Here is a 26,979-nt window from a genome sequence, read left to right as displayed (position 1 = left end):
TTCACTCTCGGCCGCGTCCGCGGGAGGTGACGGCCGCTTCCGGTTCGACGCTCACCCGCGGGCGCAGGGGCCGGGCTTCGAGGCCCTCGACGTCGATCACCAGGAACCAGTGGGCGTTCGCCGGGATGTGGATTTTGAACATCGGTGCGGTGGCCACCCCTCCGTGCATCCGGTAGTACTGCCGGCGCCGGTAGGCCTGGAAGTTGACCGCCGTCAGGAGCCTGACGTTGGCCATCGCGTCCAGGCGGACGGTGACCACCGCGTCTCTTCGCACCTTCCCCAGGTCGAACACGCTCGCTTCCATTTCGTCCCTCTTCCACGCTTGGTTGTTCGGTTCGGTACGGCAGTCGCGGGCAGCGCGGATCGCGCCGCGGAGCACACGACAGGCGGAAGATCGGAACGGGCTATCCGGGCCCGGTGCCCGGTTCGGAGGGCCGCCACAGCGGCACGAAGACCCCGTGCGTCCCGGTGGACGCCCGGAGGTGGTGCGGGGCATGGCCCGCGGTCAGGAAGGCGGGCGGCAGCGGGGAGCCGCCACCCGAGGCGACATCGGGCGACGACCCGGGCGCGCCGGGATACACCGGAGCCTCCTCGCGCCGCGGACTGCCGAGCTGGACCGCGGAGTGGTGAGCCGTCCCCCGGCGCGGACCCGTGGCGGAGACGGTCGCGGAGCAGCCGGGCGCGACCACGCGTGCGGCGTTCTCGAGGACCGGGGTGGGCCGCGGGGCCGGCGGCGGGCCGCTCATGGGCGGGGCGGCCGGAAAAACGACCCGGACGACGAAGCCCGCGGTGGCGGACGCTTCGACGGCCTCGGCCACCGGCGCGAGGACGGGCCGCCCGGCATGGTCGTCGACGGGGGTGAGAAGGCCGGTGACCACGGGAGAAGCGGACCCGGCCACGGGCTTGACGACGCTGGTGAGGGCCCCGACGAGGTCGGCAACGGGCGCGTCGACGGCGGAGAAGACCGGCTCGACGAGCACGGCGACGGCACCGGTCACCGGCGAGAGCAACGCCTTCGCGGCGCGAGAGAGCGGCTCGATCACCGGCAGGGTGGACCGAACCACGGGCCAGACGAGCGCGGTGGCGGTTTCGGTCACCGGCGAGAGCACCGGGCCGACGGCATGGGTCACCGGCCCGGCAGAACGCACGACGCCGATCACCGGCCCGGCAATCGCGGCTGTGGTTCCACGCAGCGGGGTGACCACGGCGCCGACAGCATGCGCCAGCGGCTCGGCGACCGCGGTGACGCTTGATGCCGCGGGCGAGACGGAGGCTGCAACAGTGCGCGCCACCCGCTCCGCCGAACGCACCGCGCCCGCCGCCGGGCCCGCGGTAGCACTCGAAACAACCGATGCCACAGCACGCGCCACCGGCTCGGCGACCACGGTGGCGCTTGAAGTCACAGGCGAAGCGGAGGCTGCGACCGTGCGCGCCACCGGCTCAGCCGAACTCACCGCGCCCGCCACCGCAGCGGCAATCGAAGGTCCCCGCGACTCAGCCGCCGAGACAGCACCCGCCACCGGCGCCCCAGCCGCAGCGGCGGTTCGGCCCTCAGCACCCCCTGCGCGCCCCACCGGCTCGGCCGGACGCACCGGCGACACCGGCTCTGCGGCCCGCGTTGTCCCCGAACCCGCACCGGACCGCACCGCAACCGATGTCTCCCGGCCCGGGGCTTCCGGCGCCCGCGCGCTCCCGGGTGTTGCCCGCGGAACCAGCGCACCCACCACCGCGCCGACCGGGTCCCCCGGCGGCTCGGCGGGCGCCGCGTCGGCGGTGGCGGACGTCAGCCAGGCCAGCAACCAGAACCCCGCCACTGCGCCCGCCAGCACCAGCAGCCTGCGGGCGGCGACGGACGCGCCGCCCACCTCGCGAGCCCCGGTCACGTCGGCGAACCTCCACGGTGAGAACTGGCCTGGGACTTACCCTCCAACGGCGCCGGTCACACCCCTGCTACGGACCGCCCGCCGCTTCCACTCGTCCGGCCTAGTGCTCCGGCCACGCCGCAACTCACTCGAGACTCCAGTCGGGTGAGTTCGATCGACCAGGTGCCCGCTTTCGGCTGCGTCCGCCGAAATCAGGCTTCCTGGGCCCGCCGCTGACCGGAAAGGGCGCCGAGGGCCGTGACGCCGTGCTGCAGTCCCTCGCGGAACGTCGCGCGCTGGCCCGGGCTCAGGTCGGCCAGGAGCGCGTTTTCCAGCTCCGCGACCGCCGGCGCGCAGCCGGCCAGCAGCGCGCGTCCCGCGTCCGTGAGACCGGCGAGCAGAACGCGCTTGTTGCCCGCCTTCGGGGTGCGCGCGATCAGGCCGCGCTTTTCCAGCGTCAGCACCATTTCGTGCATGGTTTGCGGCCGCAGGAACGACCGCCGGGCCAGCTGCGCCGAAGACAGCGCGCCACTCGCCTCGAGCACGCTCAGCGCCGTGTACTGCAGCGTGGTGAGCCCGAGCGGCCGCAGGGCGTCGTCGAGCAGCGCCCTGATCACCAGCTCGAGCCGTTTGACCAGGTACAGGGTCAACGGCGCGCCGGCGGGGTGCTCCTGGGCGGAGGTGCTCACGGCGCCCATCATGACACGCGGCCGCCGCTATGCTCCGATCATGGACCTCGGCCGGCAGACCCGCGTACGGCAGGCGCTCGACACCTTCTTCGGCCCCGCGGAACCCCCGGCGGAGGACCACGTCCTCGATCTGTTCCACCGCACCGCGGAAACCGTGCCCGCCTACCGGAAGTTCCTGCGGGAGCACGGGATCGATCCGCAGACCGTCGAAACCATGGCGGACTTCCGGAAGCTGCCGCTGACGGACAAGGCCGGCTACCACCGGAAGTACCCGCTGCCCGAGCTGTGCCGCGGCGGCACGTTCGACGGGCTCGACATGATCGCCGTCTCCTCCGGGTCCAGCGGCCACCCGACCGTCTGGCCACGGGCGCTCGAAGACGAATTGCACGTCGCCCGGCGGTTCGAGCAGGTGCTGGTGGACGCCTTCGACGCCGGGGAGCGCAGTACCCTCGCCGTCGTCTGCTTTCCGCTCGGCACCTGGGTGGGCGGCCTGTTCACCACCGCGTGCGTGCGGCACCTCGCCGCCAAGGGCTGCCCGATCACCGTCGTCGCGCCGGGCAACACCAAGGCCGAGATCCTGCGCGTGCTGCCCGAGCTCGCGCCGCACTTCGACCAGGTGGTGCTGCTGGGCTACCCGCCGTTCGTCAAGGACGTCGTCGACACCGGCCTGGCCGAGGGCATCGACTGGCCCGCGTACGCGCTCAAGCTCGTGCTCGCCGGCGAGGTGTTCAGCGAGCAGTGGCGCGAACTGGTGGCGCAGCGGGCCGGGATCGCCGACCCGGTCCGCGACATCGCGTCGCTGTACGGCACGGCCGACGCGGGCGTCCTCGGCACCGAAACCCCGCTTTCGGCGGGCATCCGGCGGTTCCTCGCCGGCCGCCCGGACCTCGCCCGCGAGCTCTTCGGCGACGCGCGGCTGCCCACGCTGGTGCAGTACGACCCGGCGAGCCGCTTCTTCGAGGCGCAGGACGGCACGCTGCTCTTCACGGCGGACGGCGGCATCCCGCTCGTCCGCTACCACATCGCCGACGACGGCGGGCTCCTGCCGCACGCCGAGGTGCTCGCCTACTGCGCCCGGCACGGCTTCACCCCGCCACCGGGCCCGGACCTGCCGTTCGTCTACGTGTTCGGCCGCTCGCTGTTCACGGTGTCGTTCTTCGGCGCGAACGTCTACCCGGAGAACGTCACCGTGGGCCTGGAACAGCCCGGCATCAGCGACACGGTGACGGGCAAGTTCGTCATCGAGTCGGTCGAGGACGCCGACCGCGACCGCCGGCTGCGCATCACGGTCGAAACGGCCCCGGGCGCCGCCGCCGACGCCGGCCGGATCGCCGAGGCGGTCCGCGAACAGCTGCTGAGGCTCAACAGCGAGTTCGCGCACTACGTTCCGGCGGAACGGCAGCTGCCGGACGTCGTCCTGCGCCCGGCGGGCGACCCCGAATACTTCCCGGCCGGGGTGAAACACCGGTACACGCGGCCGGGCAAGGGCCGTCCCGAAGCAGTTCGTGGACCGGTGCAGATATTCGCCGAAGTCCCAGGCGCATCACATTGTGATGATCCACCGTAACAACACGGTCCTTGGCTACGTCCTCGCCGGTAAGTCGCGACGCCGTGCGCACAGCGCCAGGGCATACGTTCCCGAGCCCGGCGGACACGCTTCGACGCCGACGTATGCACAGGACAAGCGCCATGGAGACCCGATGCCAGAACCTCCTCACGAACCGGAAGAAGAGCGCGCGCAGTTTGCCCGACGTCTTCATTTTCGCCTGATCAGCCGCCCTCTGCTAGTTTTTGCTTACTTGATTGCCGTCATCGCGGTCGGAGTCGCGCTCAACTTGGCCATCGGCCGTCGGCCGGCTTCTCTCCCCGACCTGCCCCCGATCGCCTGGACAACCATAACTGCCGGGCCGATTCTGGCACTGATGTCCGTTATCTACTTGGCATTCAAATACTCGAGCCAAAACACGGAACGCGCGTCGACTCACAGCGAGCCCAACTATCCCGCAAGAGCCATCTTCTGGTCGGGGATTCTCCTTCTCACGGTAGCGGGCGTTCTCGCAGTCGGTTTGTCATTGAGCCCCATCGGCTGGACACTTGTCCTACTCCTCGAGATAGTGGGCATCGGCACCACCGTCGCATCGACGGAACTGACGCTTCGGGCCCTGGCCGCGATCCACAGTGCAGGCACGGCCGCCACAACAGGCGAGACATCCCTGGAAAGCGAAGTTGAGGACTGGAGACTTCGGGGAATCTACCGGGACGTCACCGTTGCCGCGATCACCTACCGCAAGTCGGCCAAGCAATGGACACGGACGAACTACGGCCTCGGGTTCTTGGCGGCGATATTCTCCGGTGGATCCGGCATCACCAGCCTCTCTGCGGCATCTCCTGCCGTGAAGACGGTCTTCGCCGTACTGGCCGTCATCGGCGCGGCGCTTTCGTCATTGAACACCTCCCTCGGAGCGAACGAGGCGCAGGCCGAGTCCAAGCTGACCGCCACAAAACTGGAAGCCCTCGCCCGCGAGATCCGCTGGGCGGTTTCATCCACCGGGAATGAGCCACCTATCGAGAGGTACGTGGCCGAGTTCAACTACTTGACGACTGCGAGGCTTGATAATACGAACTGACCCAGATCACCGCAGCTAGGGCCGGGCGAGCTTGCGGAACCGCTCACGGCGCTCGTCGGCCGACGAGCCGTCGGCGATGTCGTCGTCGAACCACGAACACAGCGCCGCCCACAGTTCGGCGCAGCCGGCGAAGTCGTCGATCGTGGACTGCTCGGTGAGCTCGGCGATGTCCGCCATCAGGTGGTCCAGGCGGCGGTCGCACAGCCGGACGTACTCGCGGACGACGATGTTCGCGTCCAGGTTCGTCTTCGCGCGCGGGCCCGCCGCCCCGCGCAGCTGGGCGTGCAGGCTTTCCTCGCAGTACAGCGGGAAACCGGAGATCGCGCCGGGGTAGCCGGACTCGGCCGCCCACTCGCGGAACGCGCTGATCGCCTGGTAGCGCGTGTACCAGTCCTGTTTCCCGGCCGCCAGGTTCGCCAGTTTCCGCCAGGCGTCGCGGTCGGCCGAGCGCCAGCGGTCGAGGGTGCGGCCGTCCGGGGGCGGGCCTTCGTCGAGCGCGCGGGCGCGCCAGAAGTGCGCCCGGCAGCCCGCGATCTCGGCGACGAGCTGCCGGACGTAGCCGACCTGTTCCCAGACGTGGGCGCGCTGCGGCCGCAACGGTGCCGCGCGGTCCGGGGAGAACGTCACCATCTCGAACACGCGGAACAGCTCGTGGCCGCGCAGGGCCGCGAGGTCCGGGTCCTCCCCCATCACCCAGGAGCGGCGCTCGGGCAGCCGCCCGCTGTGGCTGATCGTCGCCGCGTGGTACAGCTCGCGGACCGCGCGGCGGGCCACTTCGTCCCGCGATTCGCCGAGCAGACGCGGGTTGCGCGCGCGGTCGCGCAGGTCGCGCTCGCCCCGCGGGCCGACTTCGAGCATCGCCACCGCGTACACGCTCGCCGCGTTGTAGCACTCTTCCCACGACCGGCGGGGTCCGGCGGCCTCGACGGTGGCGTCGAGCGCGCCCGGGTCCGGCGGCCAGCGGCGGTCCGGGCAGACGTCGGCCAGCCGGACGCGGCTGCCGGGGTAGGCGGGCTGGGGTTCGGGCACCGCGCCGGTGACCGGCTCGACGTCCGCCATCGCGCGCCGCACCACCGACCAGACCAGCGACAGGTCCAGGGCGCGGTTGGTCAGCTGTTTCCAGCTGCGGCGCCAGCGGCGGCCGAACCGGCGGTAGTCCTCGATGAGCCGCTCGATCTCGTACTGCGAGAGGGCGGCGAAGTACGACCGCATCTCCGCGGCCCGCTGGTTGTACTCGGCCAGCTGCGCCGGGGTCGCCTCGCCGACCACGAGCTCCTCGGCCGCCACGCGCAGCACGCGCCGGTGCAGTTCCAGGCGCTTCTCCCGCGGGATCGCGTACGGGCGTGTCCGGACGTCGAGGTCGACGTACCGGCGGAATCGCAGCTCGATCGCCGCCCGCAGCTCGGCGCGGCGCTGGGCCCGCGCGTCGCCGGGCGCGCCCGCGGTGGTGCGCCGCACCCACCAGGACCCGGCCACGGAGTCGCCGTGGCCGAGGACGAGCGCGTGCCGGTAGCGGGCGATGAGCAGGGCGACGTCCCGGTCGCGCCCGGCGTGGCGGGGCTGGCGGGCGAAGTCGGGGCCGATCCACCAGCGGGCCAGCCGCGGGTGCCCCCGGCTGCACACGGTGATCACGTCGTCGTAGGTGGCGAGCGCGTCGAGGTGCAGGTCGAGCTGCTCCTGCAGGGCGGCGATCTCGAGTCTGATGTAGACGTTGGCCGGGTCGAGGCTGACCGCGCGGTAGTACTCGGCGAGGGCCTCGTCGTAGCGGCGGTAGGCGATGAAGTGGTTGGCGCGCTGGTAGGCGTCGAAGAGCTCGTACGGGATCTTCGCGCCGCGCCAGGCGGCCCAGTGGATGTTCGAGCGGACGTAGGCGCTGCGCGGGATGACCAGCGCGGCCACCGCGTTCGCCGCGCGGTGCAGCACGCGCGGCCAGTTCGCGTCCTCGATCACCAGCGGGCTCGCGGCGAAGCGGGGGACGCGCACAAGTTCCAGGATGAGCTGGTGGCGGCCGGGCGTGTTGCCGGGCCGGACGGTGCCGGTCACGGTGAACGCGGCGGGCGGCTGGGCCAGCCGGATCACCTTGGTGACCGCCTTCCACCAGCCTTCGGCGGCGTCGCCGGCGTGTTCGACGATCTGGAGGAAGTCGTACGAGCTGCCGGCGCCCGGGACCGGCGTCGGGGTGTAGAGGCGGGAGTCGTTGAGGAACCGCTTGAAGGTGGCGGTCAGCTCGACGGCGGAATCGATCTCGCGGTCGTGGCTGCCTTCGGGCCGTTCGTCGGCGAACACCCGGATGTCGATCTGGTTGGCCCGGTAGGCGGCGGCTTCCAGCCGGGCCTTGCCGACGAAGTACAGCGTGAGGACGGCCGAGACGAGCACCACGGACGTCTGCAGCACGGTCCAGGTGATCACGGTGGCGACCTTCGGGTCCCGCACGAACGTCCAGGACTGGAAGAACGGCAGGTAGGGGACGATCGCGAAGCCGGCCGCGACGAGACCCGCCGCCACCGCCGCCAGCCACCACCGGACCCGGTGAGCCGCGGGCAGTTCGGCCTGGTCGAATGCGCCGAGTCGCCGCGCTTGCACCCTCGATCACCCCCCTCGTGTCAGAGTACTCGCGCAGGGGGTCCGTTCTGTTACGGCCCGTTATCCGCGAGCTCGGCGATCACCTGGGCGTGGCAGAGTTCGGGGACGCACCAGCACCCGAGCCGCCGGCCGCGCAGCCCGCGCAGCAGCGCCAGCAGGTCCGGCCGAGACAGCAGGTACTCGCGGTACCGGGTGACGACGTCCTCACGGGTGCCGTCCGGACCGGGCCGGAACGGGCTGGCCAGCTCCGAACCCTCGAGGTGCCAGCCACCGCGGTGCATGGCCCGCCCGACGTAGACGACGTCGGCGTAGTCCGGGTCGTCCCGGTGCCCCTTCAGGTTGACGACCGTGGTCGGCATGCCGTCTCCTTCCCGTCCGGGCTGGCCATTGTCCCCCGGTTCGCTCACCATCCGGTTACACCCGATGGCCTGCCTAGTGCAGATGCACTATGCTGAAGGCTCACGGTTGAGCCGTCAGCCGCTGGCGGACGTTCCGCGCCCGGGCCGGCAGGCTGCCTCGCGTCCGGCACCCCGTCCCGAACACGTCCGGTCCGCTCCCGCTGCCCGACGAAAGGGTGCCGCGATGGTTCCGGAACCACGCTCGGCCGACCACCGGCTCGCCGACTCCGACTGGCTGACCGCCGGCGGGCACATGTCCCTGCGCGTGCGCTCCCGCGGCGCCGGCACGCTGCTCGTCGAGGTGACCGGCGAAGTCGACCTGAGCACCGCCCGCCGCCTCGACGAAGTCCTGCAGGACCGCGTCCGCGGCGAGCTGGGCGAGCTCGTCATCGACCTCGCCGGGGTCACGTTCTTCTCCGTCGCCGGGCTGAACTCGCTGCTGCGCGCCCAGCTGCTCGCCGACTCGGCCGGGGCCCGCCTCACCGTGGACGCCGGGCGGTCCCGTGCGGTGCGGCGGCTGTTCACCCTGCTGCCGACCGACTTCGACTGCGTCGCGAACGTCCGGCCGGTCCCGTGACCGCTCACCCGGCCGCCTGACGGCCCAGCCGCCGGACGGCTTCGACGATCGCCGTGTTCGGCGCACCCTTCACCAGGTACTCGGTGACACCGGCCGCGGTGAGCCCGGCGATCGAGGACCGGTCGGCGTAGGCGGAGAAGGCCAGGATGGCGGTGCCCGGGCTGCGCCGGGCGATCTCGCGGGCCGCCCGCGCCCCGCCACCACCGGGCATCCGGACGTCGAGCACGGCCACCGCGGGCCGGTGCCGCTCGGCGAGCCGGATCGCCTCGTCGGCGTCACCGGCCACCGCGACCACGGCGATGCCGTCCTCGGATTCCAGGACCTCCTTCAGGACGTCGCGGATCATCACGTCGTCGTCGGAGATCAGCACACTCAGCTCGGTCACGGTTCGAGCTCCGTCGCGTCGGGCAGCAGGGGCAGCCAGAACTCGACGACGGTGCCTTCGCCGGGGGTGCTGTCCACCGAGAGCCAGCCGTGCGCCGCTTCGGCGCGTTCGTGCATCTCGACCAGCCCGAAGTGCCCGGCGCCGGCGTCACCACCGGCCGTGCCGACGCCGTCGTCGGTGATCCGCACCAGGGTGCCGTTGTCCACTGTGGACAGCGTGACACCGACCCGGGTGGCGCGCGCGTGCTTGTGGACGTTGCTGAGCGCCTCCTGGCAGATCCGGTACACGGTGATCGCCGCTTCGGGCGACGGCTCGGCGGTGAGCTCGTCGCGCACCTCGTGCGCCAGCCCCCAGCGGCCCGCGACGTCGTCGGTGTAGGCCGTGACGGCCTCCACCAGGCCGTGCCGGTCGAGTTCCGGCGGCCGCAGCCGGGAGACCAGGCCGCGCAGCCGGGCGATCGCGGCGGCGACCGATTCGTCGAGGCTGCCGACCGCGCTCGCGTGCGGTTCCGGCAGCCGCGAGGCCAGCAGCTGCAGGCGCATGCCGACGGCCACCATGGACTGGATCGACTCGTCGTGCACGTCCCAGGCGATCCGGCGCCGCTCCACCTCCTGCGCCTCGACGAGGTGCCCGACCAGCCGGCGGCGTTCGCGCAGCGCCTGCTCGGCGTTGCGGCGTTCGGTCATGTCCCGGGTGACCTTCCCGAACCCGTGCAACCGCCCCTGCTCGTCATACAGAGCCGTGATCACCACGTTCGCCCAGAACCGGCTGCCGTCCTTGCGCAGCCGCCACCCCTCGTCCTCCAGCCGCCCTTCGGCGACCGCGATCTCCAGCTCCCGCGCCGGCTTCCCCGCCGCCACGTCCTCGGCCGGGTAGAACACCGAGAAATGCTGCCCGATGATCTCCTCAGCCGCGTACCCCTTGATCCGCTGCGCGCCCGCGTTCCAGCTCGAAATGTGGCCGCCGGTGTCCAGCATGAAAATCGCGTAGTCGAGCACGCCCTGCACCAGCAGGCGGAACCGTTCTTCGCTCTCCCGCAGCGCGAGCTCGGCGTTACGGCGTTCGGTCATGTCCCGGGTGACCTTCCCGAATCCGTGCAACCGCCCCTGCTCGTCATACAGAGCCGTGATCACCACGTTCGCCCAGAACCGGGTGCCGTCCTTGCGCAGCCGCCATCCCTCGTCCTCCAGCCGCCCTTCGGCGACCGCGATCTCCAGCTCCCGCGCCGGCTTCCCCGCCGCCACGTCCTCGGCCGGGTAGAACACCGAGAAGTGCTGCCCGATGATCTCCTCAGCCGGATACCCGTTGATGCGCTCCGCCCCCGCGTTCCAGGTCGAGATCCGGCCCTCGGTGTCGAGCATGAAGATCCCGTAGTCGAGCACGCCCTGCACCAGCAGCCGGAACCGGTCGTCGTCCATGCGGCAACTCTGCCGGATCGCCGCCGGCCCGGCACGGCCACGGACCCGCTCAGCCCGCGAGCTCGGCGGGCGAGGCGGGCAGGAGGCACCAGACCACCTTCCCGCGGCCGTGGCGCTCGGTCCCCCGCACCGAGGCCAGGCGGTCGACGAGGGTGAGCCCCCAGCCGCCGTCGGGCCCCGCCGGGCGCCGCACCGGGGGCGCCGGGCTGTCGTCGAAGACCTCGATGCGGACGTCCGTGCCGTCGACGCTCAGCCGCAGAACCGGGTCACCGCCGCCATGGCGCAGGGCGTTCGTCGCCAGTTCGGTGACGATCAGCAGGGCGTCGTCGATGGCGGCCCCGTCGGTCCAGGCCAGCAGGGCGAGCCGGGTGAACCGGCGCGCCGCGGCCAGGCCGCCGGCCAGGTCGGTCAGCACGCATTCCGCGGTCAGCGGGGCAGGGATGGTCACTCCGCAAGCCTGCTCGAAGAGCGCTCGGCGGCGCGAGATGCAAAAGCCCCCACCCGGCTGGTGCAGGTGCATCAGCCGAGGAGGCCCTCCCGGCGGGCCACCGCGACGGCTTCGAGCTTCGACCGCGCGCCGAGCTTCTCCAGCACGCGCTGCACGTGGTTGCGGGTGGTGTTGCGGGACACGCCCAGCCGGCGGCCGATTTCCTCCGTGGTCGCGCCTTCGGCGAGCAGGTCGAGGGTTTCGCGTTCCCGGGCGGTCAGCGCCGCGCCGGTTCCGGGGCCCCGCCCGGTGAGCCGGTCGAGGACCCCGGGCAGCAGCTCCGGGTCGAAGACCACGCCACCGGCGGCCACGTCCCGCACGGCGGCTTCGAGGACGCCGAGCTGGGCGGACTTCAGCAGCACGCCCGCGCCGCCCGCCTTGGCGACCTGCACGGCGACCGCGGGCGTCGCGTCGCCGGTCAGCACCAGCACCCGCGCCCCGCCGGAACCGAGCTGGGCGACGACGCCGAGGGCGTCGCCGTCGCCGAGCCGCCGGTCCAGCACCACGACGTCCGGAGCGTGCTCGAGCACGTCGGCCAGCGCCTCCGCGCGGGACCGGGCCCGGCCGACCACGGTGATCCCGTCGGCGCGGTCGAGGGCCTGCTGCAGCGCCTCGGCGACCATGTCGTGGTCCTCCACGAGCAGAACGCGCACGGGACGAGGCTCATCGGCGCTGCTCACGGTGTTCCCTCGCTCCGGTGGTGGTGGCCAGCCCATCCTAGGCGCCCGGCGGTCACCAGGTCGGGGAACTCGGCCGCAGCAGTCCTTCGGGGCCGGTCACCGGCAGCCAGTCGACGAGGTCCTCGTGGTGGCCGGCCGCCCGGAACACCGGCGGCCGGAACGAGCCGGCGGGCGGCCCGGCGACCCGCAGCACCTCGAGGAACCGGGCGACCGCGCGCGGCGACGGCAAAACTTCCGGGCCGCCGAGGTAGGCGAGCAGCTTCACCGCGCCGCCGCCCGCGGGCTCGACGACCGCCGACCAGCCGTGCACCTCGTGCCAGATCAGGGCCAGGTCGTGGCCCGGCAGGCCCGGGAGCGTGCGGTCGAGGGCGACGTACCCGGAGGCGGGCACGTCGAGGTCGAGCGAACACGATTCGAAGCCGACGCCGACCGCACGGGCCACCCGGGCCAGGTAGGCCCGCAAGCCCCGGGCGAAGTGGTATTCGACGTCCCTGCCGAAGCCGATGAGCGTGTTCATGGTTCCGCCTCCCGCACCCGCTGCAGGCCCGGAATACCCGATTCGGCGGTCGATCACACTTTCGTGGTCATTCTTCGATGGCGCCGCCCACGGACCGGAGATAAGCGCGGAAAGTCAAGGACGGATTCGTTTCCCGCGCCGCAAGGAATTCACCGAATCGCAGCTGCTCGCGCAACGGTTCGCCGCCGCGGATCCGGTCGGCCTGGCGGCGCTCGGTGTCGCGGATTCCTTCGGCGAGGGTGAACAATTCACCCGCGCGGGCGAGCGGGACGAAGAGGACGCCGTCGTCGTCGCCCAGCACGAGGTCCGACGGCCCGATCCGCCACGTCCCGACGATCGCCTCGGCCAGCCCGCCGTCGACGCGCGGCCCGAGGCTGAGCGGGCCGGTGGGCAGCGAGCCGAGGCTGAACACCGGCAGCCCGATGGCGCGGATGTCGGCGGTGTCGCGGTGCAGGCCCCAGATCACCACCCCGGAGAGCCCGGCGGCGCGCGCCTCGAGGACCACGAGGTCGCCGACGCAGCTTTCGTCGAGCCGGCCGCCGTTGTCGACCACCAGCACACCACCGCCGGGCGCGTTTTCGAACGCTTCGAGGAAGACGTCGACGCTCCCGACGTGCCGGGCCGGGACGGCCGGGCCGAACAGGCGGCTGCCCGGCACCACCGCGCGCGTCGGCGCCGGCGCGCAGCGCACCGGGAGCCCGGCGCGGATGCAGGCGTCGGCGAGGTGGGCGGTGGTCAGCGTCGCGAAACGCTGTCTGAGTCCATCGTGGTCCATGCGCCGAATCTAGCGAGCGGTCTCCTCGCTCAGCCACGCCAGGTATTCGGCGCTGCCGCCTTCGATCGGGGTCGCGATGATCTCCGGCAGGTCGTAGCCGTGCAGCTGCCGGAGGCGTTCGGTGAGCGCGGGAACCCGCTCGGCGGTGGTCTTGATCTCGACCCGCCACTCCTGATCCGTCCGCACGGCACCCTCCCACCGGTAGACGCTGGTCATCGGGCCGACGATCTGAGCGCAGGCACCCAGCCGGGCGTCCACCGCCTGCGCGGCGAGCTCCCGCGCCGCCGCTTCGGAGTCCGTTGTGGAGGTCACGATCACGTGTGCTGCCGCCATGCCTTGAGGTTACCGGCGACCATTCACCCGGAATTCGAGACAGCGCAACCGCCCGGGCGCCAGGATGGGCCGCGCCCTGTCCCCGACGTGAGGATCTCCGGGATGCGCCGTCTGCCCGCACTCGCCGCCGCCGCGATCACCACCGCCGCCCTGCTGACCCCCGCCACGGCCCACGCCGCGAGCCCGCCGTTCACCGCGACGGTGTTCCGCGCGACCCACAACAGCTACTCGGGCAACGTCGACGGCGCCAAGAACTCCCTGGCCTACCAGCTCGACCACGGCGTTCGCTTCCTGGAACTCGACGTGCACGACAACGGCTACGCCACCTCGCACGACTACGCCGTCGGGCACGACTCGCCCGGCAACCTCGTGGACCACAGCGGCGGCAACCCGGCGTCGAACAACCTCCGGGACTGGCTGGCCGTGGTGAACACCTGGTCGGCGCAGCACCCGGCCGCCGCGCCGATCGTCGTCATGCTCGACCTCAAGGACGACCTGACCGACAACACCTCGTTCGCGGCGGGCAACCTGACCGCGCTGAACCAGGAGCTCGAGTCGGTGTTCGGCCCGCGGCTGCTGCGCGCGCAGGACTACCCCGCGGCGCAGCCGGACGTCGACGCGCTGCGCGGGCGCGTGCTGCCGCTGCTGTCCGGCGACGGCGGCTCCCGCACCGAGTACAAGCGCGACGTCGGCTACCACCCGGCGGTCGCGCTCAACAGCCGCGGCCAGGTCGTCGAGGTGCACGACTCCGGGGCGGGCGCGCTCTGGTACTGGACCGGGACCTACGGCGCCGACGGGCGGATCACCTGGCTGCGGCACGGCCGGTACGACAGCGGGCAGACGCCGGCCGTCGCGCTCAACGACAACGGCGACGTCGTCGAGGTGCACCAGTCGCCGAGCGCGACCACGCTCTGGTACCGCGTCGGCAAGCTCGGCGCGGACGGCGAGCTCACCTGGCAGGCGAGCCACCAGTACGACAACGGTGTCCTGCCGACCGTCGCCTTCACCGACGCGACGCACCTGCGGGAGATCCACAAGAGCCAGAGCAGCAGCCAGAACTGGGACTGGGACGGCGTGCTGACGGGCACGACGGTGGCGTGGACCGGCAACGCCAAGACCGCCGACGCGCGGTTCGCGAAGGCGACGGCGGCCGGCGCCGGCCGCACGGTGTCGGTGTGGACCGGCGCGGACGGCCCGACCTCGGCGCAGACGCTGCGCGCCGACACCGACCGGGTCGCCGGCGACCGGATCCGCTACCGCCAGGTCGCGTTCGACGAGTACCAGAAGGGCGACAGCGCGGAACTGCAGCAGGGCGCGCTGTTCTACGGCGCGCCCGCGACGGAGTCGGCGTTCCTCACCTCGGCCCGACAGGCGGGCAAGCTGGTCCGCGGCTGGGACTTCGACTCGGCGAGCCAGGCCACCACGCCCCTGGCGAACTACCCGGCGACCAACCACCCGTACGACAGCTGGTACCAGACGCTGCTGTCCCAGAACGGCGCCGTCGAGTAGCGGGTCACCGGCGAGGAGCCCGGAACTGTCGGTGCCCTCCGGTAGCGTGGAAAACGGGGGGCGCCCCCGCGGGCTGACGGCCACCGTCAGCGCTTCGCCAGGGAACGGTCAGCCGCCCTGGCGAAGCTCGGCGGCATGGAGAACCCGAACGTCCTGATCTCGGGCGCGAGCATCGCCGGCCCCGCGCTGGCCGGCCTGCTGACCCGCGCCGGCTGCACCGTCACCGTCGTCGAACGCGCCCCGGCGCTGCGGCCCGGCGGCCAGTCCGTCGACTTCAAGGGCGCCACCCACCGGACCGTGCTCGAACGCCTGGGCATCCTCGAAGACGTCCTCCGCAGGCAGACGGGCGGGCAGGACCAGACGATCGTCGACGCGGACGGCCGCCCGCAGGCGGTGATCCCGGGCGAGTTCACCGGCGGCGACATCGAAATCCGCCGCGGCGACCTCGCCGAAGTCCTGTACGCGCACACGGACTGCGAGTACCTCTTCGGCGACACGATCACGTCCCTGACCGAGACCACCGGCGGTGTCGACGTCACCTTCGCCCACGCGGCCCCGCGCCGGTTCGACCTCGTCGTCGGCGCGGACGGCATCCACTCGAACGTCCGGCGGCTGGTGTTCGGCCCGGAACGCGACTACGTGCGGTACCTCGGCCACCACTACGCCCTGGCCGAGCTGGACGAGGAGCTCGGCGGCGGCGACGCGGAGATGTACAACGAACCGGGGCGGATGGCCGCCGTCGGCGGTCCGAAGGCGTCGGCGTTCTTCGTGTTCGCTTCGCCGGAACTGGACTACGACCGCGCCGACACCGCCCGGCAGCGGCAGCTGCTGATCGACGCCTACCAGGGCGCCGGCTGGCGGGTGCCCGAGCTGATGGCCCGGATCCCCCGGGCCCGCGAGTTCTACCTCGACTCGCTCAGCCGCGTCACGATCGACCACTACTCCCGCGGCCGGGTCGTGCTGCTCGGCGACGCCGCTTACGGCAACACCCTCGGCGGCTTCGGCACCGGCCTGGCGATCGTGGGCGCGTATGTGCTCGCGGGCGAGCTCCGCGCGGCCGGCGGCGACCACCGCATCGCGTTCGCCCGCTACGAGGAGCTGATGCGGAAGTACGCGAAGGTCTCGCAGCGCGGCAGCGCGGGCCCGTTCCTCGCGCCGCCGTCGCGGGTGCGGATCAAGCTGCGCGACTGGACGTTCAAGTCCCGCTTCCTGCTCGGCCTGATGCTGAAGGCGACCGACAAGTTCGCCACCGACATCGAGCTGCCGGACTACGCCTCGGGGTCGTAGGCGAGGTTGGGCCGCAGCCACTGCTCGACTTCGGCGACTTCCACGCCCTTGCGGCGGGCGTAGTCCTCGACCTGGTCGCGGCCGAGGCGTCCGACGGTGAAGTACTTCGAGTCCGGGTGGGCGAAGATCAGCCCGGACACGCTCGCCGCCGGCGTCATCGCGAACGACTCCGTCAGGTTCATGCCCAGCTCACCGGCCTGCAGGAGCTCGAACAGCTCGCGCTTCTGGCTGTGGTCGGGGCTGGCCGGGTAGCCGAGCGCCGGGCGGATGCCGCGGAACCGCTCCGCGTGCAGGTCCTCGAGCTTCGGCTGCGCGTCCGGCTCGAACCACTCGCGGCGGGCGCGCAGGTGGATGTGCTCGGCGAACGCCTCGGCGAGGCGGTCGGCCAGTGCCTTGACCATGATCGCGCGGTAGTCGTCCTGCTCGGCCTCGTAGCGCGCGGCAAGGTCCTCGGCACCGTGGATGCTCACCGCGAAGCCGCCGAGGTGATCGCCGACCGGGGCGATGTAGTCGGCCAGGCAGCGGTTGGCGCGGCCCTCGGGCTTGGCCGTCTGCTGCCGCAGCATCGGGAACGCGACGTGCGAGAACTCGCCGTCGAGCAGGATGTCGTCGCCTTCGCTGTGTGCCGGCCAGAAGGCGTACGCGCCCTTCGCGGTGAAGCTGCCGTCGGCGATGATCTGGTCGAGCAGCGTGTTCGCGTCGTCGAACAGCTCGCGGGCGACCGGCTGCTCCAGGATGGCCGGGTACTTGCCCTTGAGCTCCCAGGCCAGGAACAGGAACTGCCAGTCGACCATCTCGCGCAGTTCGGTGATGGACGGCTCGACCACCCGGACGCCGGTGAACTCCGGGGTCGGCAGGCCGTCGAACGCCACCTTCTCGGGGTTCGCGCGGGCCTGTTCGAGGGTGAGCATCGGACGGCGCTGCTTGCTCGCGTGCTGCTCGCGCAGCACCTCCTGGTCGGCCCGGTTCTTCTCGGTCAGCGCGATCGAGCGGTCCGGGTCGAGCAGGTCGGACACGACGCCGACCACGCGCGACGCGTCGAGCACGTGCACCGTCGCGTTGTCGTAGGCCGGCGCGATCTTGACCGCGGTGTGCTGCTTGGACGTCGTCGCGCCGCCGATGAGCAGCGGCAGCTTCAGCCCGCGCCGCTGCATCTCGGTGGCGACGGCGACCATCTCGTCCAGCGACGGCGTGATCAGCCCGGACAGCCCGACGGCGTCGGCGCCTTCGGTCACCGCGGTGTCGAGGATCTTGCCCGCCGGCACCATCACGCCGAGGTCGATCACCTCGTAGTTGTTGCAGCCCAGCACGACGCCGACGATGTTCTTGCCGATGTCGTGGACGTCGCCCTTCACCGTGGCCAGCACGATCTTGCCCTGGCCGCCGTTCGAAGCCAGCCGGCCCTCCTGGCGCGCCTTCTCCTTCTCGGCCTCCATGAACGGCTCGAGGTAGGCGACCGACCGCTTCATCACGCGCGCGCTCTTGACCACCTGCGGCAGGAACATCTTGCCCGAGCCGAACAGGTCGCCGACGACCTTCATGCCGTCCATCAGCGGGCCCTCGATGACGTCGAGGGGCCGCGCCATCTGCTGCCGCGCCTCTTCGGTGTCTTCCTCGATGTAGTCGACGATGCCGTGCACCAGCGCGTGGGACAGGCGTTCACCGACCGTGCCTTCGCGCCAGGAGAGGTCCACGACGCGCTTGGTGCCGCTGCCCTTGACGTTCTCGGCGAAGCTGACGAGGCGGTCGGTGGCGTCTTCGCGGCGGTCGAAGAGCACGTCCTCGACCAGTTCGAGGAGGTCCTTCGGGATGTCTTCGTAGACGGCGAGCTGGCCGGCGTTGACGATGCCCATGTCCAGGCCGGCCTTGACCGCGTGGAAGAGGAACGCCGAGTGCATCGCTTCGCGGACCACGTCGTTGCCGCGGAAGGAGAAGGACAGGTTCGAGATGCCGCCGCTGGTCCGGGCGCCGGGACAGCGCTCCTTGATCCGGGGCAGCGCCTCGATGAACGCCTTCGCGTAGCCGTTGTGCTCGGAGATGCCGGTGGCGACGGCGAGCACGTTGGGGTCGAAGATGATGTCCTCGCCGGCGAATTCGGCCTGCTGCGTCAGCAGGTCGTACGCGCGGGCGCAGATCTCCACCTTGCGGTCGGCGGTGTCGGCCTGGCCCTGCTCGTCGAAGGCCATCACGACGACGCCGGCGCCGTAGTCCCGGATCGTGCGCGCCTGGGCGAGGAACGGCTCCTCGCCCTCTTTCAGGCTGATCGAGTTGACCACGCCCTTGCCCTGCAGGCAGCGCAGGCCGGCTTCGAGCACGCTCCACTTGGAGCTGTCGACCATCACCGGGATCCGGGCCACCTCGGGCTCGGTGGCGATCAGGTTCAGGAAGGTCGTCATCGCCTGCTCGGATTCGAGCAGGTCGGCGTCCATGTTGACGTCGAGCAGGTTGGCCCCGCCGCGGACCTGTTCCAGCGCGACGTCGACGGCGCCCTGCTGGTCACCGGATTCGATGAGCCGCCGGAACCGCTTGGAGCCGGTGACGTTGGTGCGCTCGCCGATCATCACGAACCCGGTGTCGGCGCCGATGCCGAACGGCTCGAGCCCGCTGAAGCGCGTGTGGGTGCGCGGTGCGGGCACCTCGCGCGGGCTGACGCCCTTCGCCGCGTCGGCGATCTTCGCGATGTGCGCCGGGGTCGTGCCGCAGCAGCCGCCGACCAGGTTGACCAGGCCGTTGCGGGCGAACCCGCCGACCAGCTCGGCGGTCTCCCCAGGCGTCTGGTCGTAGCCGCCGAAGGCGTTCGGCAGGCCGGCGTTGGGGTGGCAGGCGACGTAGGCGTCGGCGATCCGCGAGAGCTCCTCGACGTGCGGGCGCATCTCCTCGGCGCCCAGCGAGCAGTTCACGCCCACGATCAGCGGCTTCGCGTGCTCGACGGAGTTCCAGAACGCCTCGACGGTCTGCCCCGACAGCGTCCGGCCGCTCAGGTCGACGATCGTCACGGAGATCCACAGCGGCAGGTGCGGGGCCACCTCGCGGGCGGCGGCGATCGCGGCCTTGCAGTTCAGCGTGTCGAAGATCGTCTCGATCAGCAGCAGGTCGACGCCGCCTTCGGCCAGCCCGGCGATCTGCTCGGCGTAGGTGGCCTTGACCTGCTCGAACGTGGCCGCGCGGTACGCCGGGTCGTCGACCTTGGGCGAGAGGCTGAGGGCAACGTTCAGCGGCCCGATCGACCCGGCGACGAACTTTCCGCCGCCGGCCTCGTCGGCGGCCTGGCGGGCCAGCTGCGCGCCACGGACGTTCATTTCGCGGACGTAGGCCTGCAGGCCGTAGTCGGCCTGGGCGATGCCGGTGGCGGTGAAGGTGTTCGTCGTGGTGATGTCCGCCCCGGCCGCCAGGTACTGGCGGTGGACGTCGAGGATGACGTCCGGGCGGGTGAGGTTCAGCAGGTCCGGGTCGCCGGTAACGTCGTGGGTGTGGTCGCCGAAGCGGTCGCCGCGGTAGTCGGCCGGGGTGAGCCCGGCGCCCTGCAGCATGGTGCCCCAGGCACCGTCGAGGACCGCCACACGGCTGCTGAGCAGCTCACGCAGCCGGCTGGTGGGATCTTGACTCATCGGCGCCCTCCCTCGTCCGGGAGGCGCCCTTGATGCGGTGGAGCGGGTCGAGCGTGGCGGACCCCGCGGTCCGTTGCAGCGCCTCTCGGCCCGCGGACGAGGATAGTGGATCCGGCACCCGGCTGGCCATCCCACCCCGCCCGGGTGTCCACGATCTGGGAAACCGCCCGTGACCGTCCACATGGGAACACTGCGTCCACCCTGCACCTCCGCCCCCGATCCTCCCCCGCGGCGACGGCCGTGCTCACCTCATGGACTGCCCACCTTGAAAACTGAAACACGTTCTAATACGCTCCGCGGGTGGACTACGGAATCGTGCTGTTCACCAGCGACCGGGGGATCACCCCGGCGGCCGCGGCCCGCGCCGCGGAAGCCGCGGGGTTCTCGACCTTCTACGTCCCGGAGCACACCCACATCCCGGTGAAGCGCGAATCGCCGCATCCGCGCACCGGGGACGCGTCCCTGCCCGACGACCGCTACAGCCGGACGCTCGACCCGTGGGTCGCGCTGGCGACGGCTGCTTCGGTCACTTCGCGCATCCGGTTGTCCACGGCGGTGGCCCTGCCGGTCGAGAGCGACCCCATCACCCTCGCCAAGACGATCGCCAGTCTCGACCACCTCTCCGGCGGCCGCGTCACCCTCGGCGCCGGCTTCGGCTGGAACGTCGACGAACTGACCGACCACGGCGTCCCCGGGCACCGCCGCCGCACCGCGCTGCGCGAGTACCTCGAGGCGATGAGTGCACTGTGGACCCAGGAGGAAGCCGCCTACGACGGGGAGTTCGTCTCCTTCGGGCCGAGCTGGGCGTGGCCGAAACCGGTCCAGCCGCACATCCCGGTGCTGCTCGGCGCGGGCCCGACGGAGAAGACGTTCCGCTGGATCGCCCGCCACGCCGACGGCTGGCTCACCACGCCGGCCGACACCGACCTCGACGGGCACGTGGCCCAGCTGAAGGAGATCTGGCGCGACGAAGGCCGTTCGGACGCTCCCCTGATCTGCGCGCTCGGCGAGCGCCCGGACCCGGAACGCCTGGCGCACCTGGATTCCCTGGGTGTCACCGAAACGATCTTCGGCCTTCCCGACCGCTCGCCCGAAGAAGTCGAGGCGTGGATCGGGCGGCTGGCCGGGAAACTCGCCCTCGCCGGTGTCCCGACGTCCTGACGAGTCCCCCGGCGCCGCTCGAACTGTCATCCGACGTGCGGAGTCGCCCCCGGGCCGGTCTTCTCGAACCAGGTGTTGCGGCCGCGCCGGGAAAATCCCGCCCAGAGGGTGATTCCCACGCCCACCACCCCCAAGGCCACCCAGAGCCACAACGGCATGGTCTTGACGCCCTTCACGAGCGCCAAGACGATCATCGCCACCCAGATGGCCGCGGTGAGCACGGCCTTGGGCTTGGAAATTCCTTTTTGCCACCGAGACATCGGCATCACTCCCCAGTGTGCTGAACTTTCGTGGGTCACTGGTACCCGGGAAATGATCTACCGAAACCCGGGGTCAGCTCTTGGCCGCCACGCCCTGACGCGCCCGCAGGTCGAGCTCGATCTGTTCCAGCGTGCGGCCCTTGGTCTCCGGGACCAGCCACTTGGTCAGCACGAACAGCACCACGTTCACCCCGGCGAACAGGAACATCGAGCCGCCGATGCCGAGGGACTTCGGGTCGGAGATGATCGGGAACACCGCGCTCACGATTCCCGTCGCCGCCCACAGGACCACGCTGCTGACCCCCATGCCGGTGGCCCGGTACTTGAGCGGGAACACCTCGGACATCATCACCCAGACGACCGCGCCCCAGCCGAGCTCGTAGCCCACCAGGTACAGCACCATCATCACCAGCATCAGCAGGCCGCGGGTGCCGGTATCGTGCACGTTCAGCACCACCAGCCCGGCCGCCACCAGCGTCAGCACCATGATGACGTTGCCGATGAGCAGCAGCGGCTTGCGGCCCCAGCGGTCCACCACGAACACGACCCAGGCGGTGAACAGGAACTTCGTGACGCCCAGCAGCACGCCGGACAGCAAGGCGGCCTGCGTGGCGAAGCCGAGGCCGATGAGCATCGTCGGGAAGTAGGCGTTGATCGCGTTGACGCCGCTGAACTGCTGGCCGATCGCGAGCAGCAGGGCCACCACGAGCATCGGCCGCACGAACCCGGAGAACAGGTCGCGGATCCGCGGCTTCTCCTCGGTGTCGAGCCGGATGACCTCGTGGATGGTGGCGATCTCCTCGTCGAGGTTCACGGTGTTGCCGTGCGCGCTCGCCAGTACGCGCCGGGCCTCGTCCTCCTGGCCGTTCTTGACCAGCCAGCGCGGCGTTTCCGGCAGGAACACCAGCCCGGCGAGCAGCACCGCCGCGGGCACGATCGCGCCGGCGAACATCCAGCGCCACGCCGAGATCGGCCCGAGCCAGTAGCTGACCAGGAACGCGATCAGGATGCCCAGCACGATGAAGATCTGGTTGAGCGCGCCCATCGCGCCCCGCCACTTCGCCGGGGCCAGTTCGGACAGGTAGGTCGGGACGGTCGACGACGAAAGGCCGATCCCCAGCCCGATGACCAGGCGCGAAAGCACCAGCAGCACGAACGTCGGCGAAAAGCTGGCCGCCAGCGTGCCGACGATGACGATGCCCGCGGCGACCATGATCGTGCGGCGGCGGCCGAGCGCTTCGTTGGTGCGGCTGGAGAACAGCGCGCCGACGATGGCGCCGACCGACAGGCTGGCGGTGATCACGCCCTTGTCCCAGCTGGTCAGCGCCCACAGTTTCCCGATGAACGGGAGCACCCCGGAAATCACGCCGAGGTCGTAGCCGAAGAGGATGCCGCCGAGCGCGCCGAAGAAGTACAACGTGGTCCGGCCGATGTGCCGCGCCGGGGCCGTTTGCGTCATTGCCTGGTCGCCTCTTTCGTAGGTCCAGTCCAGCCAGCGGCCACCACACTCACACGCCGCAAAATGCCGGGCAAGAAGGCATCCGATAACAATTCAGAAACCTGATCGCCGTTCACATACATGACTCCGACATATCCGGCTCAGAATCCACTATGGACGGTTCGGGACGGCGAAATCACCGAACGCTTTACAACGCTCGGAACGCTGGCTTACCGTCCGCTGGAAGCGCTCCCAGAGTTGTGGAGGCAGACGTGCACAACGCCGTGCGAAGCCCACGTTCCCGTTCACTGAGACGACTGGTGGCGAGCGCGCTCGCCGTTCTCCTGTCGGCCGCCGTCGCGGTCGTCGCCGGCGCGCCGGCGTCCCCGGCCGCCCCCGCGGCCACCACCTGGCGCAACGCGGAGATCGCCGGCGGCGGGTTCGTGCCCGGCATCGTCTTCAACCAGACCGAGCCCTGGCTGGTCTACGCCCGCACCGACATCGGCGGCGCGTACCGGTGGAACGCCGCCACCGGCCGCTGGCTCCCGCTGCTGGACTCGGTCGGCTGGACCGACTGGGGCCACAACGGTGTCGTCAGCCTGGCCACGGATCCGGTCGACCCCAACCGCGTCTACGTCGCGGCCGGGATGTACACCAACAGCTGGGACCCGAACACCGGCGCGATCCTCCGGTCGGCCGACCGCGGCGCCACCTGGCAGGCGGCCGCGCTGCCGTTCAAGCTCGGCGGCAACATGCCCGGCCGCGGCATGGGCGAGCGGCTCGCGATCGACCCGAACCGCAACAGCGTCCTTTACCTCGGCGCGCCGAGCGGCAACGGTCTCTGGCGCAGCACGGACTCCGGCGTCACCTGGGCGAAGGTGACCAGCTTCCCGAACGCCGGGAACTACGTGGCCGATCCGAACGACACGACCGGCTACCAGAGCGACAACCAGGGCGTCACCTGGGTGACGTTCGACCCGACGACCGGCACCCGCGGCAGCACCACGCAGACGATCTACGTCGGCGTCGCGGACAAGCAGAACACCGTCTACCGCAGCACCGACGGCGGGACGACGTGGGCGCGGCTGGCCGGCCAGCCCACCGGGTACCTGGCGCACAAGGGTGTCCTCGACCCGGTCGGCGGCTACCTCTACGTCGCGACCAGCGACACCGGCGGGCCCTACGACGGCGCGAAGGGCGACGTCTGGAAGTACGCCACGAAGACCGGCACCTGGACGCGGATCAGCCCGATCCCCTCCGACAGCAGTGACGACTACTTCGGTTACAGCGGGCTGACCGTCGACCGGCAGCACCCGAACACGCTGATGGTCGCCACGCAGGTGTCGTGGTGGCCGGACGTGATCTTCTTCCGCAGCACCGACGGCGGCGCCACCTGGACCCGGATCTGGGACTTCTCGAGCTACCCCGACCGGTCCCTGCGCTACACCCAGGACATCTCCGCGGTGCCGTGGCTGACCTTCGGCGTCCAGGCCGCTCCTCCCGTGCCCTCGCCGAAGCTCGGCTGGATGACCGAGTCGGTGGAGATCGATCCCTTCGACTCGAACCACCTGCTCTACGGCACCGGGGCGACCATCTACGGCACGTCCGACCTCACGAAGTGGGACAGCGGCGGGAAGATCACGATCAAGCCGGTCGTCGGCGGCCTCGAAGAGACCGCGGTGCTGGACCTGATCAGCCCGCCGTCGGGCGCTCCGCTGCTGTCCGGTCTCGGCGACATCGGCGGGTTCCGGCACGACAGCCTCGACGCCGTCCCGGCCACCATGTACACGCAGCCGGTGTTCACCACGACCACCAGCCTCGACTACGCCGAGCTGACCCCGGCCACGATCGTGCGGGTGGGCACGCTCGACCGGTCCGCGCGGCCGAACGACAACCGGATCGCCTTCTCCACCGACGGCGGGAAGAACTGGTTCCAGGGCGCCGAGCCGGGCGGGAACGCCAGCGGCGGCACGGTGGCCGCGGCCGCCGACGGCAGCCGGTTCGTCTGGAGCCCGGACGGCGCGAACGTCAGCTACTCCGTCGGCTTCGGCTCGTCGTGGACGGCGTCGGCGGGCATCCCGGCCGGCGCGGTGGTCGAGTCCGACCGGGTCGACCCGAAGCGGTTCTACGGGTTCGCGGCGGGCAAGTTCTACCTCAGCACCGACGGCGGCGCGACGTTCACCGCGACCGCGGCCACCGGCCTGCCGTCCTCCGGCTCGGCGCACTTCAAGGCGATGCCGGGCGTGGCCGGGGACATCTGGCTGGCCGGCGGCTCCGGCACGGCGTACGGCCTGTGGCACTCCACCGACTCCGGAGCGTCCTTCACGAAGCTGGCGAACGTCGCCGAAGCCGACAACATCGGGTTCGGCAAGGCCGCGCCCGGCCGGACGTACGCGGCGTTGTACGCGATCGCCGAGATCGGCGGGGTGCGCGGGATCTTCCGCTCGGACGACGCCGGGGCGTCCTGGACGCGGATCAACGACGACCAGCACCAGTACGGCAACATCGGGGCGGCGCTGACCGGGGACCCGCGGGTGTACGGCCGGGTGTACGTCGGCACGAACGGCCGGGGCGTGATCATCGGCGAATCCGGCGGCACCACGCCGCCGCCGACGAGTACCACGCCGACCACCACGACCACTCCCACCACGACCACGACTCCGACGACCACCACGACTCCGGTGCCGTCCGGGTCCTGTACAGCGGCCTACACGATCACCAACCAGTGGCAGGGCGGCTTCCAGGCCTCGGTGAAGCTGGGCAACACCGGCACGGCGGCGGTGACGGGCTGGACGGTGACGTGGACCTACGCCGACGGCCAGCGGGTGACGCAGGCGTGGAACGCGCAGGTCACCCAGACCGGCGCGGCGGTGACGGCGCTGGACGCGGGCTGGAACAAGACCATCCCGGCGGGCGGGAGCGCGGAGTTCGGCTTCACCGGGAGTTCGGGGATGGTGAACTCCCGGCCGGGCGCGATCTCGCTCAACGGCAAACCCTGCACGAGCACGTAAGCCAGTCTGCCGCGGCCGGTCGTGAGTGGTAAGGCGGGTTCTAACCCGCCTTACCACTCACGAGAGCTGCGGCAGAACGCAGAGGCGGGGAGGAGGTTTCAACCCACCCCCAGGCGGTTGAAACCCCCTCCCCGCGCCCCCAGGTGCGGGGCCACCGCCCGAGCAGCCGCAGCCTGCTCGGGCGACGTCCCCGGTGAACTCCACTCTTCCTGGTGCCGACAGCGACCGCCATTCCTGCCCAAAGGGGACTTTTTCGCCCGGCCACAACCCCGCTGAGCTGCGAAAACGCGGGCCTGAGCCGCGGAAAATACCCACCCGGGCCGGCAAAACTTACCCGGCGGACAGCGGCGGGTCAGGCGCTCTCCAGCACGATCTTGCCGATGTGGGTCCGGGACTCCAGGTGCTTGAGCGCCTCGGCCACCTCGTCGAAGCCGAACCGGCGGTCGATCACCGGCTTGAGGCCGGTCCGCTCGATCGCGGTGTTCATCGCCTGGAACGTCTCGCGGGAGGCGTTGGTGAGGCCGCGCAGGGTCAGCTGCTTGACCAGCACCAGGATGGGGTCGGCGCCGCCTTCGTGGGTCAGGACGCCGGCGACGCTGACGTGGCCGCCGTACCGCGCGGCGAGCATCGACTGGCCGATCGTGCCCCCGCCGCCCACGTCGACGACGTGGTCGACGCCGCCGCCGGTCAGGCCGGCCACGGCCGGCCCCCACTCCGGGGTGGTCGCGTGGTTGAGGGTTTCGGCGGCGCCGAGCGCGCGCAGCCGCTCGAGCTTCTCGTCCGAGCTCGACGTCGAGACGACGTGGGCGCCGCCGAGCGCGGCGAACTGCAGGGCGAACGTGGACAGGCCGCCGCTGCCGAGGGTGAGCACGCTCTGCCCCGGGGCCAGCCCGCCTTCCTCGACGACCGCCCGCCACGCCGTCACGCCGGCGCTCGGCAGCGTGGCGGCTTCGGCGTAGTCGAGGTGCGCGGGCACCGCGACCAGGGCGTTCTCGGCGAAGACGGCGTACTCGGCGAGCACGCCGTCGAGCGTGCCGCCCAGGTCGTCGGCGGTCTTCTCCGGCGTGCCGGGCCCGGACAACCAGTCCGGGAAGTACGTCGCCGCCACCCGGTCGCCGGCGGTCCAGGTCCGCACCCCCTCGCCCACCGCGACGACTTCGCCGGCGCCGTCGGACAGCGGGATCACGTCCGGCTTCACCGGCTTCGGGTAGAAGCCCTTGACGATCATCAGGTCGCGGGCGTTGACCGCCCACCCGCGCAGCCGGACCAGGACCTGCCCGGGACCGGGTTCGGGCACGTCACGCTCGCCCAGGACGAGCCCGGCGCCGGGACGGGGCAGGGAGAAGAACTTCACAGCGGCTCCAAGGGGTCGGG

23 protein-coding genes are annotated in these 26,979 nt (G+C 71.3%); 7 read left to right on the top strand and 16 right to left on the bottom strand.

Annotation, left to right across the window (positions count from 1 at the left end):
* Window position 1 precedes the first annotated feature (1 nt).
* The 3 genes from ACFPLC_RS34650 to ACFPLC_RS34640 all read right to left on the bottom strand — a co-directional run bounded on the left by ACFPLC_RS34650 (window position 2) and on the right by ACFPLC_RS34640 (window position 2,563).
* Window positions 2-304 carry a DUF1883 domain-containing protein gene (locus ACFPLC_RS34650; RefSeq protein WP_191314523.1) on the bottom strand — a complete coding sequence of 101 codons (303 nt, stop codon included), beginning with the start codon at window positions 302-304 and terminating at the stop codon, window positions 2-4.
* Window positions 305-404: 100 nt separating this feature from the next.
* Window positions 405-1,883 carry a hypothetical protein gene (locus tag ACFPLC_RS34645; protein ID WP_378236023.1) on the bottom strand — a complete coding sequence of 493 codons (1,479 nt, stop codon included), beginning with the start codon at window positions 1,881-1,883 and terminating at the stop codon, window positions 405-407.
* A 191-nt stretch (window positions 1,884-2,074) separates the two neighbouring features.
* Entirely contained in the window at window positions 2,075-2,563 is a 489-nt protein-coding gene (locus ACFPLC_RS34640; RefSeq protein ID WP_191314521.1) for a MarR family winged helix-turn-helix transcriptional regulator, read from the bottom strand.
* 28 nt (window positions 2,564-2,591) lie between these two features.
* Here ACFPLC_RS34640 and ACFPLC_RS34635 point away from each other — a divergent pair, with 28 nt between their 5' ends.
* On the top strand, window positions 2,592-4,118 hold the full coding sequence (locus ACFPLC_RS34635) for a phenylacetate--CoA ligase family protein (RefSeq protein ID WP_378191074.1): 1,527 nt from the start codon (window positions 2,592-2,594) through the stop codon (window positions 4,116-4,118).
* A gap of 133 nt (window positions 4,119-4,251) precedes the next feature.
* Window positions 4,252-5,178, top strand: coding sequence for a hypothetical protein (locus tag ACFPLC_RS34630; RefSeq protein WP_378191076.1), 927 nt, complete (start codon window positions 4,252-4,254; stop codon window positions 5,176-5,178).
* A 15-nt stretch (window positions 5,179-5,193) separates the two neighbouring features.
* On the opposite strand, the gene ACFPLC_RS34625 is transcribed toward ACFPLC_RS34630, so the two are convergent.
* Together ACFPLC_RS34625 and ACFPLC_RS34620 are read right to left on the bottom strand one after the other, a co-directional pair.
* Window positions 5,194-7,761 (bottom strand): tetratricopeptide repeat protein, encoded by a 2,568-nt coding sequence (locus ACFPLC_RS34625; RefSeq protein WP_378191078.1) that lies wholly within the window; start codon window positions 7,759-7,761, stop codon window positions 5,194-5,196.
* A gap of 50 nt (window positions 7,762-7,811) precedes the next feature.
* Complete coding sequence (locus ACFPLC_RS34620) at window positions 7,812-8,120, bottom strand: DUF4326 domain-containing protein (RefSeq protein ID WP_378191080.1); 309 nt, start codon at window positions 8,118-8,120, stop codon at window positions 7,812-7,814.
* A 223-nt stretch (window positions 8,121-8,343) separates the two neighbouring features.
* On the opposite strand from ACFPLC_RS34620, the gene ACFPLC_RS34615 reads away from it, so the two are divergent.
* A complete protein-coding gene (locus ACFPLC_RS34615; RefSeq protein ID WP_378191082.1) occupies window positions 8,344-8,736 on the top strand; it encodes an STAS domain-containing protein in 393 nt (130 codons plus the stop codon).
* A gap of 4 nt (window positions 8,737-8,740) precedes the next feature.
* Here the strand turns inward: ACFPLC_RS34615 and ACFPLC_RS34610 are convergent, their stop codons facing one another.
* The 7 genes from ACFPLC_RS34610 to cutA form a co-directional block, all read right to left on the bottom strand.
* Entirely contained in the window at window positions 8,741-9,121 is a 381-nt protein-coding gene (locus ACFPLC_RS34610) for a response regulator (protein ID WP_378191084.1), read from the bottom strand.
* Window positions 9,118-10,539, bottom strand: a complete 1,422-nt coding sequence (locus ACFPLC_RS34605) for a PAS domain-containing sensor histidine kinase (protein WP_378191086.1) — start codon at window positions 10,537-10,539, stop codon at window positions 9,118-9,120. The genes ACFPLC_RS34610 and ACFPLC_RS34605 overlap by 4 nt, the downstream gene beginning before the upstream one ends.
* A 49-nt stretch (window positions 10,540-10,588) precedes the next feature.
* Window positions 10,589-10,987: an ATP-binding protein gene (locus ACFPLC_RS34600; protein WP_378191088.1), complete on the bottom strand. Its 399-nt coding sequence runs from the start codon at window positions 10,985-10,987 to the stop codon at window positions 10,589-10,591.
* 71 nt (window positions 10,988-11,058) lie between these two features.
* The gene (locus tag ACFPLC_RS34595) at window positions 11,059-11,706 is read right to left on the bottom strand and encodes a response regulator transcription factor (protein ID WP_378191090.1); all 648 of its coding nucleotides are present in this window, start codon (window positions 11,704-11,706) and stop codon (window positions 11,059-11,061) included.
* A 52-nt stretch (window positions 11,707-11,758) separates the two neighbouring features.
* On the bottom strand, window positions 11,759-12,223 hold the full coding sequence (locus tag ACFPLC_RS34590) for a DUF6292 family protein (RefSeq protein WP_378191092.1): 465 nt from the start codon (window positions 12,221-12,223) through the stop codon (window positions 11,759-11,761).
* A gap of 67 nt (window positions 12,224-12,290) precedes the next feature.
* Complete coding sequence (locus ACFPLC_RS34585; RefSeq protein WP_378191094.1) at window positions 12,291-12,998, bottom strand: RraA family protein; 708 nt, start codon at window positions 12,996-12,998, stop codon at window positions 12,291-12,293.
* A 9-nt stretch (window positions 12,999-13,007) separates the two neighbouring features.
* Complete coding sequence (gene cutA / locus ACFPLC_RS34580; protein ID WP_378191096.1) at window positions 13,008-13,331, bottom strand: divalent-cation tolerance protein CutA; 324 nt, start codon at window positions 13,329-13,331, stop codon at window positions 13,008-13,010.
* A 102-nt stretch (window positions 13,332-13,433) separates the two neighbouring features.
* On the opposite strand from cutA, the gene ACFPLC_RS34575 reads away from it, so the two are divergent.
* Window positions 13,434-14,840 (top strand): PI-PLC domain-containing protein, encoded by a 1,407-nt coding sequence (locus ACFPLC_RS34575; RefSeq protein ID WP_378191098.1) that lies wholly within the window; start codon window positions 13,434-13,436, stop codon window positions 14,838-14,840.
* A gap of 135 nt (window positions 14,841-14,975) precedes the next feature.
* The gene (locus ACFPLC_RS34570) at window positions 14,976-16,127 is read left to right on the top strand and encodes an FAD-dependent monooxygenase (RefSeq protein WP_378191100.1); all 1,152 of its coding nucleotides are present in this window, start codon (window positions 14,976-14,978) and stop codon (window positions 16,125-16,127) included.
* On the opposite strand, the gene metH is transcribed toward ACFPLC_RS34570, so the two are convergent.
* On the bottom strand, window positions 16,109-19,735 hold the full coding sequence (gene metH / locus ACFPLC_RS34565) for a methionine synthase (protein ID WP_378191102.1): 3,627 nt from the start codon (window positions 19,733-19,735) through the stop codon (window positions 16,109-16,111). The genes ACFPLC_RS34570 and metH overlap by 19 nt on opposite strands.
* 300 nt (window positions 19,736-20,035) lie before the next feature.
* Here metH and ACFPLC_RS34560 point away from each other — a divergent pair, with 300 nt between their 5' ends.
* Window positions 20,036-20,896, top strand: coding sequence for an LLM class F420-dependent oxidoreductase (locus tag ACFPLC_RS34560; protein ID WP_378191104.1), 861 nt, complete (start codon window positions 20,036-20,038; stop codon window positions 20,894-20,896).
* Between the two features lie 26 nt (window positions 20,897-20,922).
* Here ACFPLC_RS34560 and ACFPLC_RS34555 read toward each other — a convergent pair whose 3' ends face one another.
* Both ACFPLC_RS34555 and ACFPLC_RS34550 read right to left on the bottom strand, forming a co-directional pair.
* Window positions 20,923-21,156: a hypothetical protein gene (locus tag ACFPLC_RS34555; RefSeq protein WP_378191106.1), complete on the bottom strand. Its 234-nt coding sequence runs from the start codon at window positions 21,154-21,156 to the stop codon at window positions 20,923-20,925.
* A gap of 73 nt (window positions 21,157-21,229) precedes the next feature.
* Complete coding sequence (locus ACFPLC_RS34550; RefSeq protein WP_378191108.1) at window positions 21,230-22,615, bottom strand: sugar porter family MFS transporter; 1,386 nt, start codon at window positions 22,613-22,615, stop codon at window positions 21,230-21,232.
* A 251-nt stretch (window positions 22,616-22,866) separates the two neighbouring features.
* Here ACFPLC_RS34550 and ACFPLC_RS34545 point away from each other — a divergent pair, with 251 nt between their 5' ends.
* The gene (locus ACFPLC_RS34545) at window positions 22,867-25,605 is read left to right on the top strand and encodes a cellulose binding domain-containing protein (protein ID WP_417281636.1); all 2,739 of its coding nucleotides are present in this window, start codon (window positions 22,867-22,869) and stop codon (window positions 25,603-25,605) included.
* Window positions 25,606-25,957: 352 nt separating this feature from the next.
* Here ACFPLC_RS34545 and ACFPLC_RS34540 read toward each other — a convergent pair whose 3' ends face one another.
* Window positions 25,958-26,959, bottom strand: coding sequence for a zinc-dependent alcohol dehydrogenase family protein (locus ACFPLC_RS34540; protein WP_378191112.1), 1,002 nt, complete (start codon window positions 26,957-26,959; stop codon window positions 25,958-25,960).
* Window positions 26,960-26,979: the final 20 nt, after the last annotated feature.

Origin of the sequence: Amycolatopsis plumensis (genome assembly GCF_042652605.1) — a bacterium.
GTDB lineage: Bacteria > Actinomycetota > Actinomycetes > Mycobacteriales > Pseudonocardiaceae > Amycolatopsis > Amycolatopsis plumensis.
This window is presented reverse-complemented; position numbering and strand designations above follow the sequence as displayed.

What these genes read in the sequence shown, in the direction of transcription:
- ACFPLC_RS34570 (WP_378191100.1), top strand. Translation starts at nt 14,976, where the DNA reads ATGGAGAACCCGAACGTCCTGATCTCGGGCGCGAGCATCGCCGGCCCC.
- ACFPLC_RS34605 (WP_378191086.1), bottom strand. Translation starts at nt 10,539, where the DNA reads ATGGACGACGACCGGTTCCGGCTGCTGGTGCAGGGCGTGCTCGACTAC.
- ACFPLC_RS34575 (WP_378191098.1), top strand. Translation starts at nt 13,434, where the DNA reads ATGCGCCGTCTGCCCGCACTCGCCGCCGCCGCGATCACCACCGCCGCC.
- ACFPLC_RS34590 (WP_378191092.1), bottom strand. Translation starts at nt 12,223, where the DNA reads ATGAACACGCTCATCGGCTTCGGCAGGGACGTCGAATACCACTTCGCC.
- ACFPLC_RS34630 (WP_378191076.1), top strand. Translation starts at nt 4,252, where the DNA reads ATGCCAGAACCTCCTCACGAACCGGAAGAAGAGCGCGCGCAGTTTGCC.
- cutA (WP_378191096.1), bottom strand. Translation starts at nt 13,331, where the DNA reads ATGGCGGCAGCACACGTGATCGTGACCTCCACAACGGACTCCGAAGCG.
- ACFPLC_RS34635 (WP_378191074.1), top strand. Translation starts at nt 2,592, where the DNA reads ATGGACCTCGGCCGGCAGACCCGCGTACGGCAGGCGCTCGACACCTTC.
- ACFPLC_RS34620 (WP_378191080.1), bottom strand. Translation starts at nt 8,120, where the DNA reads ATGCCGACCACGGTCGTCAACCTGAAGGGGCACCGGGACGACCCGGAC.
- ACFPLC_RS34640 (WP_191314521.1), bottom strand. Translation starts at nt 2,563, where the DNA reads ATGATGGGCGCCGTGAGCACCTCCGCCCAGGAGCACCCCGCCGGCGCG.
- ACFPLC_RS34585 (WP_378191094.1), bottom strand. Translation starts at nt 12,998, where the DNA reads ATGGACCACGATGGACTCAGACAGCGTTTCGCGACGCTGACCACCGCC.
- ACFPLC_RS34550 (WP_378191108.1), bottom strand. Translation starts at nt 22,615, where the DNA reads ATGACGCAAACGGCCCCGGCGCGGCACATCGGCCGGACCACGTTGTAC.
- ACFPLC_RS34650 (WP_191314523.1), bottom strand. Translation starts at nt 304, where the DNA reads ATGGAAGCGAGCGTGTTCGACCTGGGGAAGGTGCGAAGAGACGCGGTG.
- ACFPLC_RS34555 (WP_378191106.1), bottom strand. Translation starts at nt 21,156, where the DNA reads ATGTCTCGGTGGCAAAAAGGAATTTCCAAGCCCAAGGCCGTGCTCACC.
- metH (WP_378191102.1), bottom strand. Translation starts at nt 19,735, where the DNA reads ATGAGTCAAGATCCCACCAGCCGGCTGCGTGAGCTGCTCAGCAGCCGT.
- ACFPLC_RS34615 (WP_378191082.1), top strand. Translation starts at nt 8,344, where the DNA reads ATGGTTCCGGAACCACGCTCGGCCGACCACCGGCTCGCCGACTCCGAC.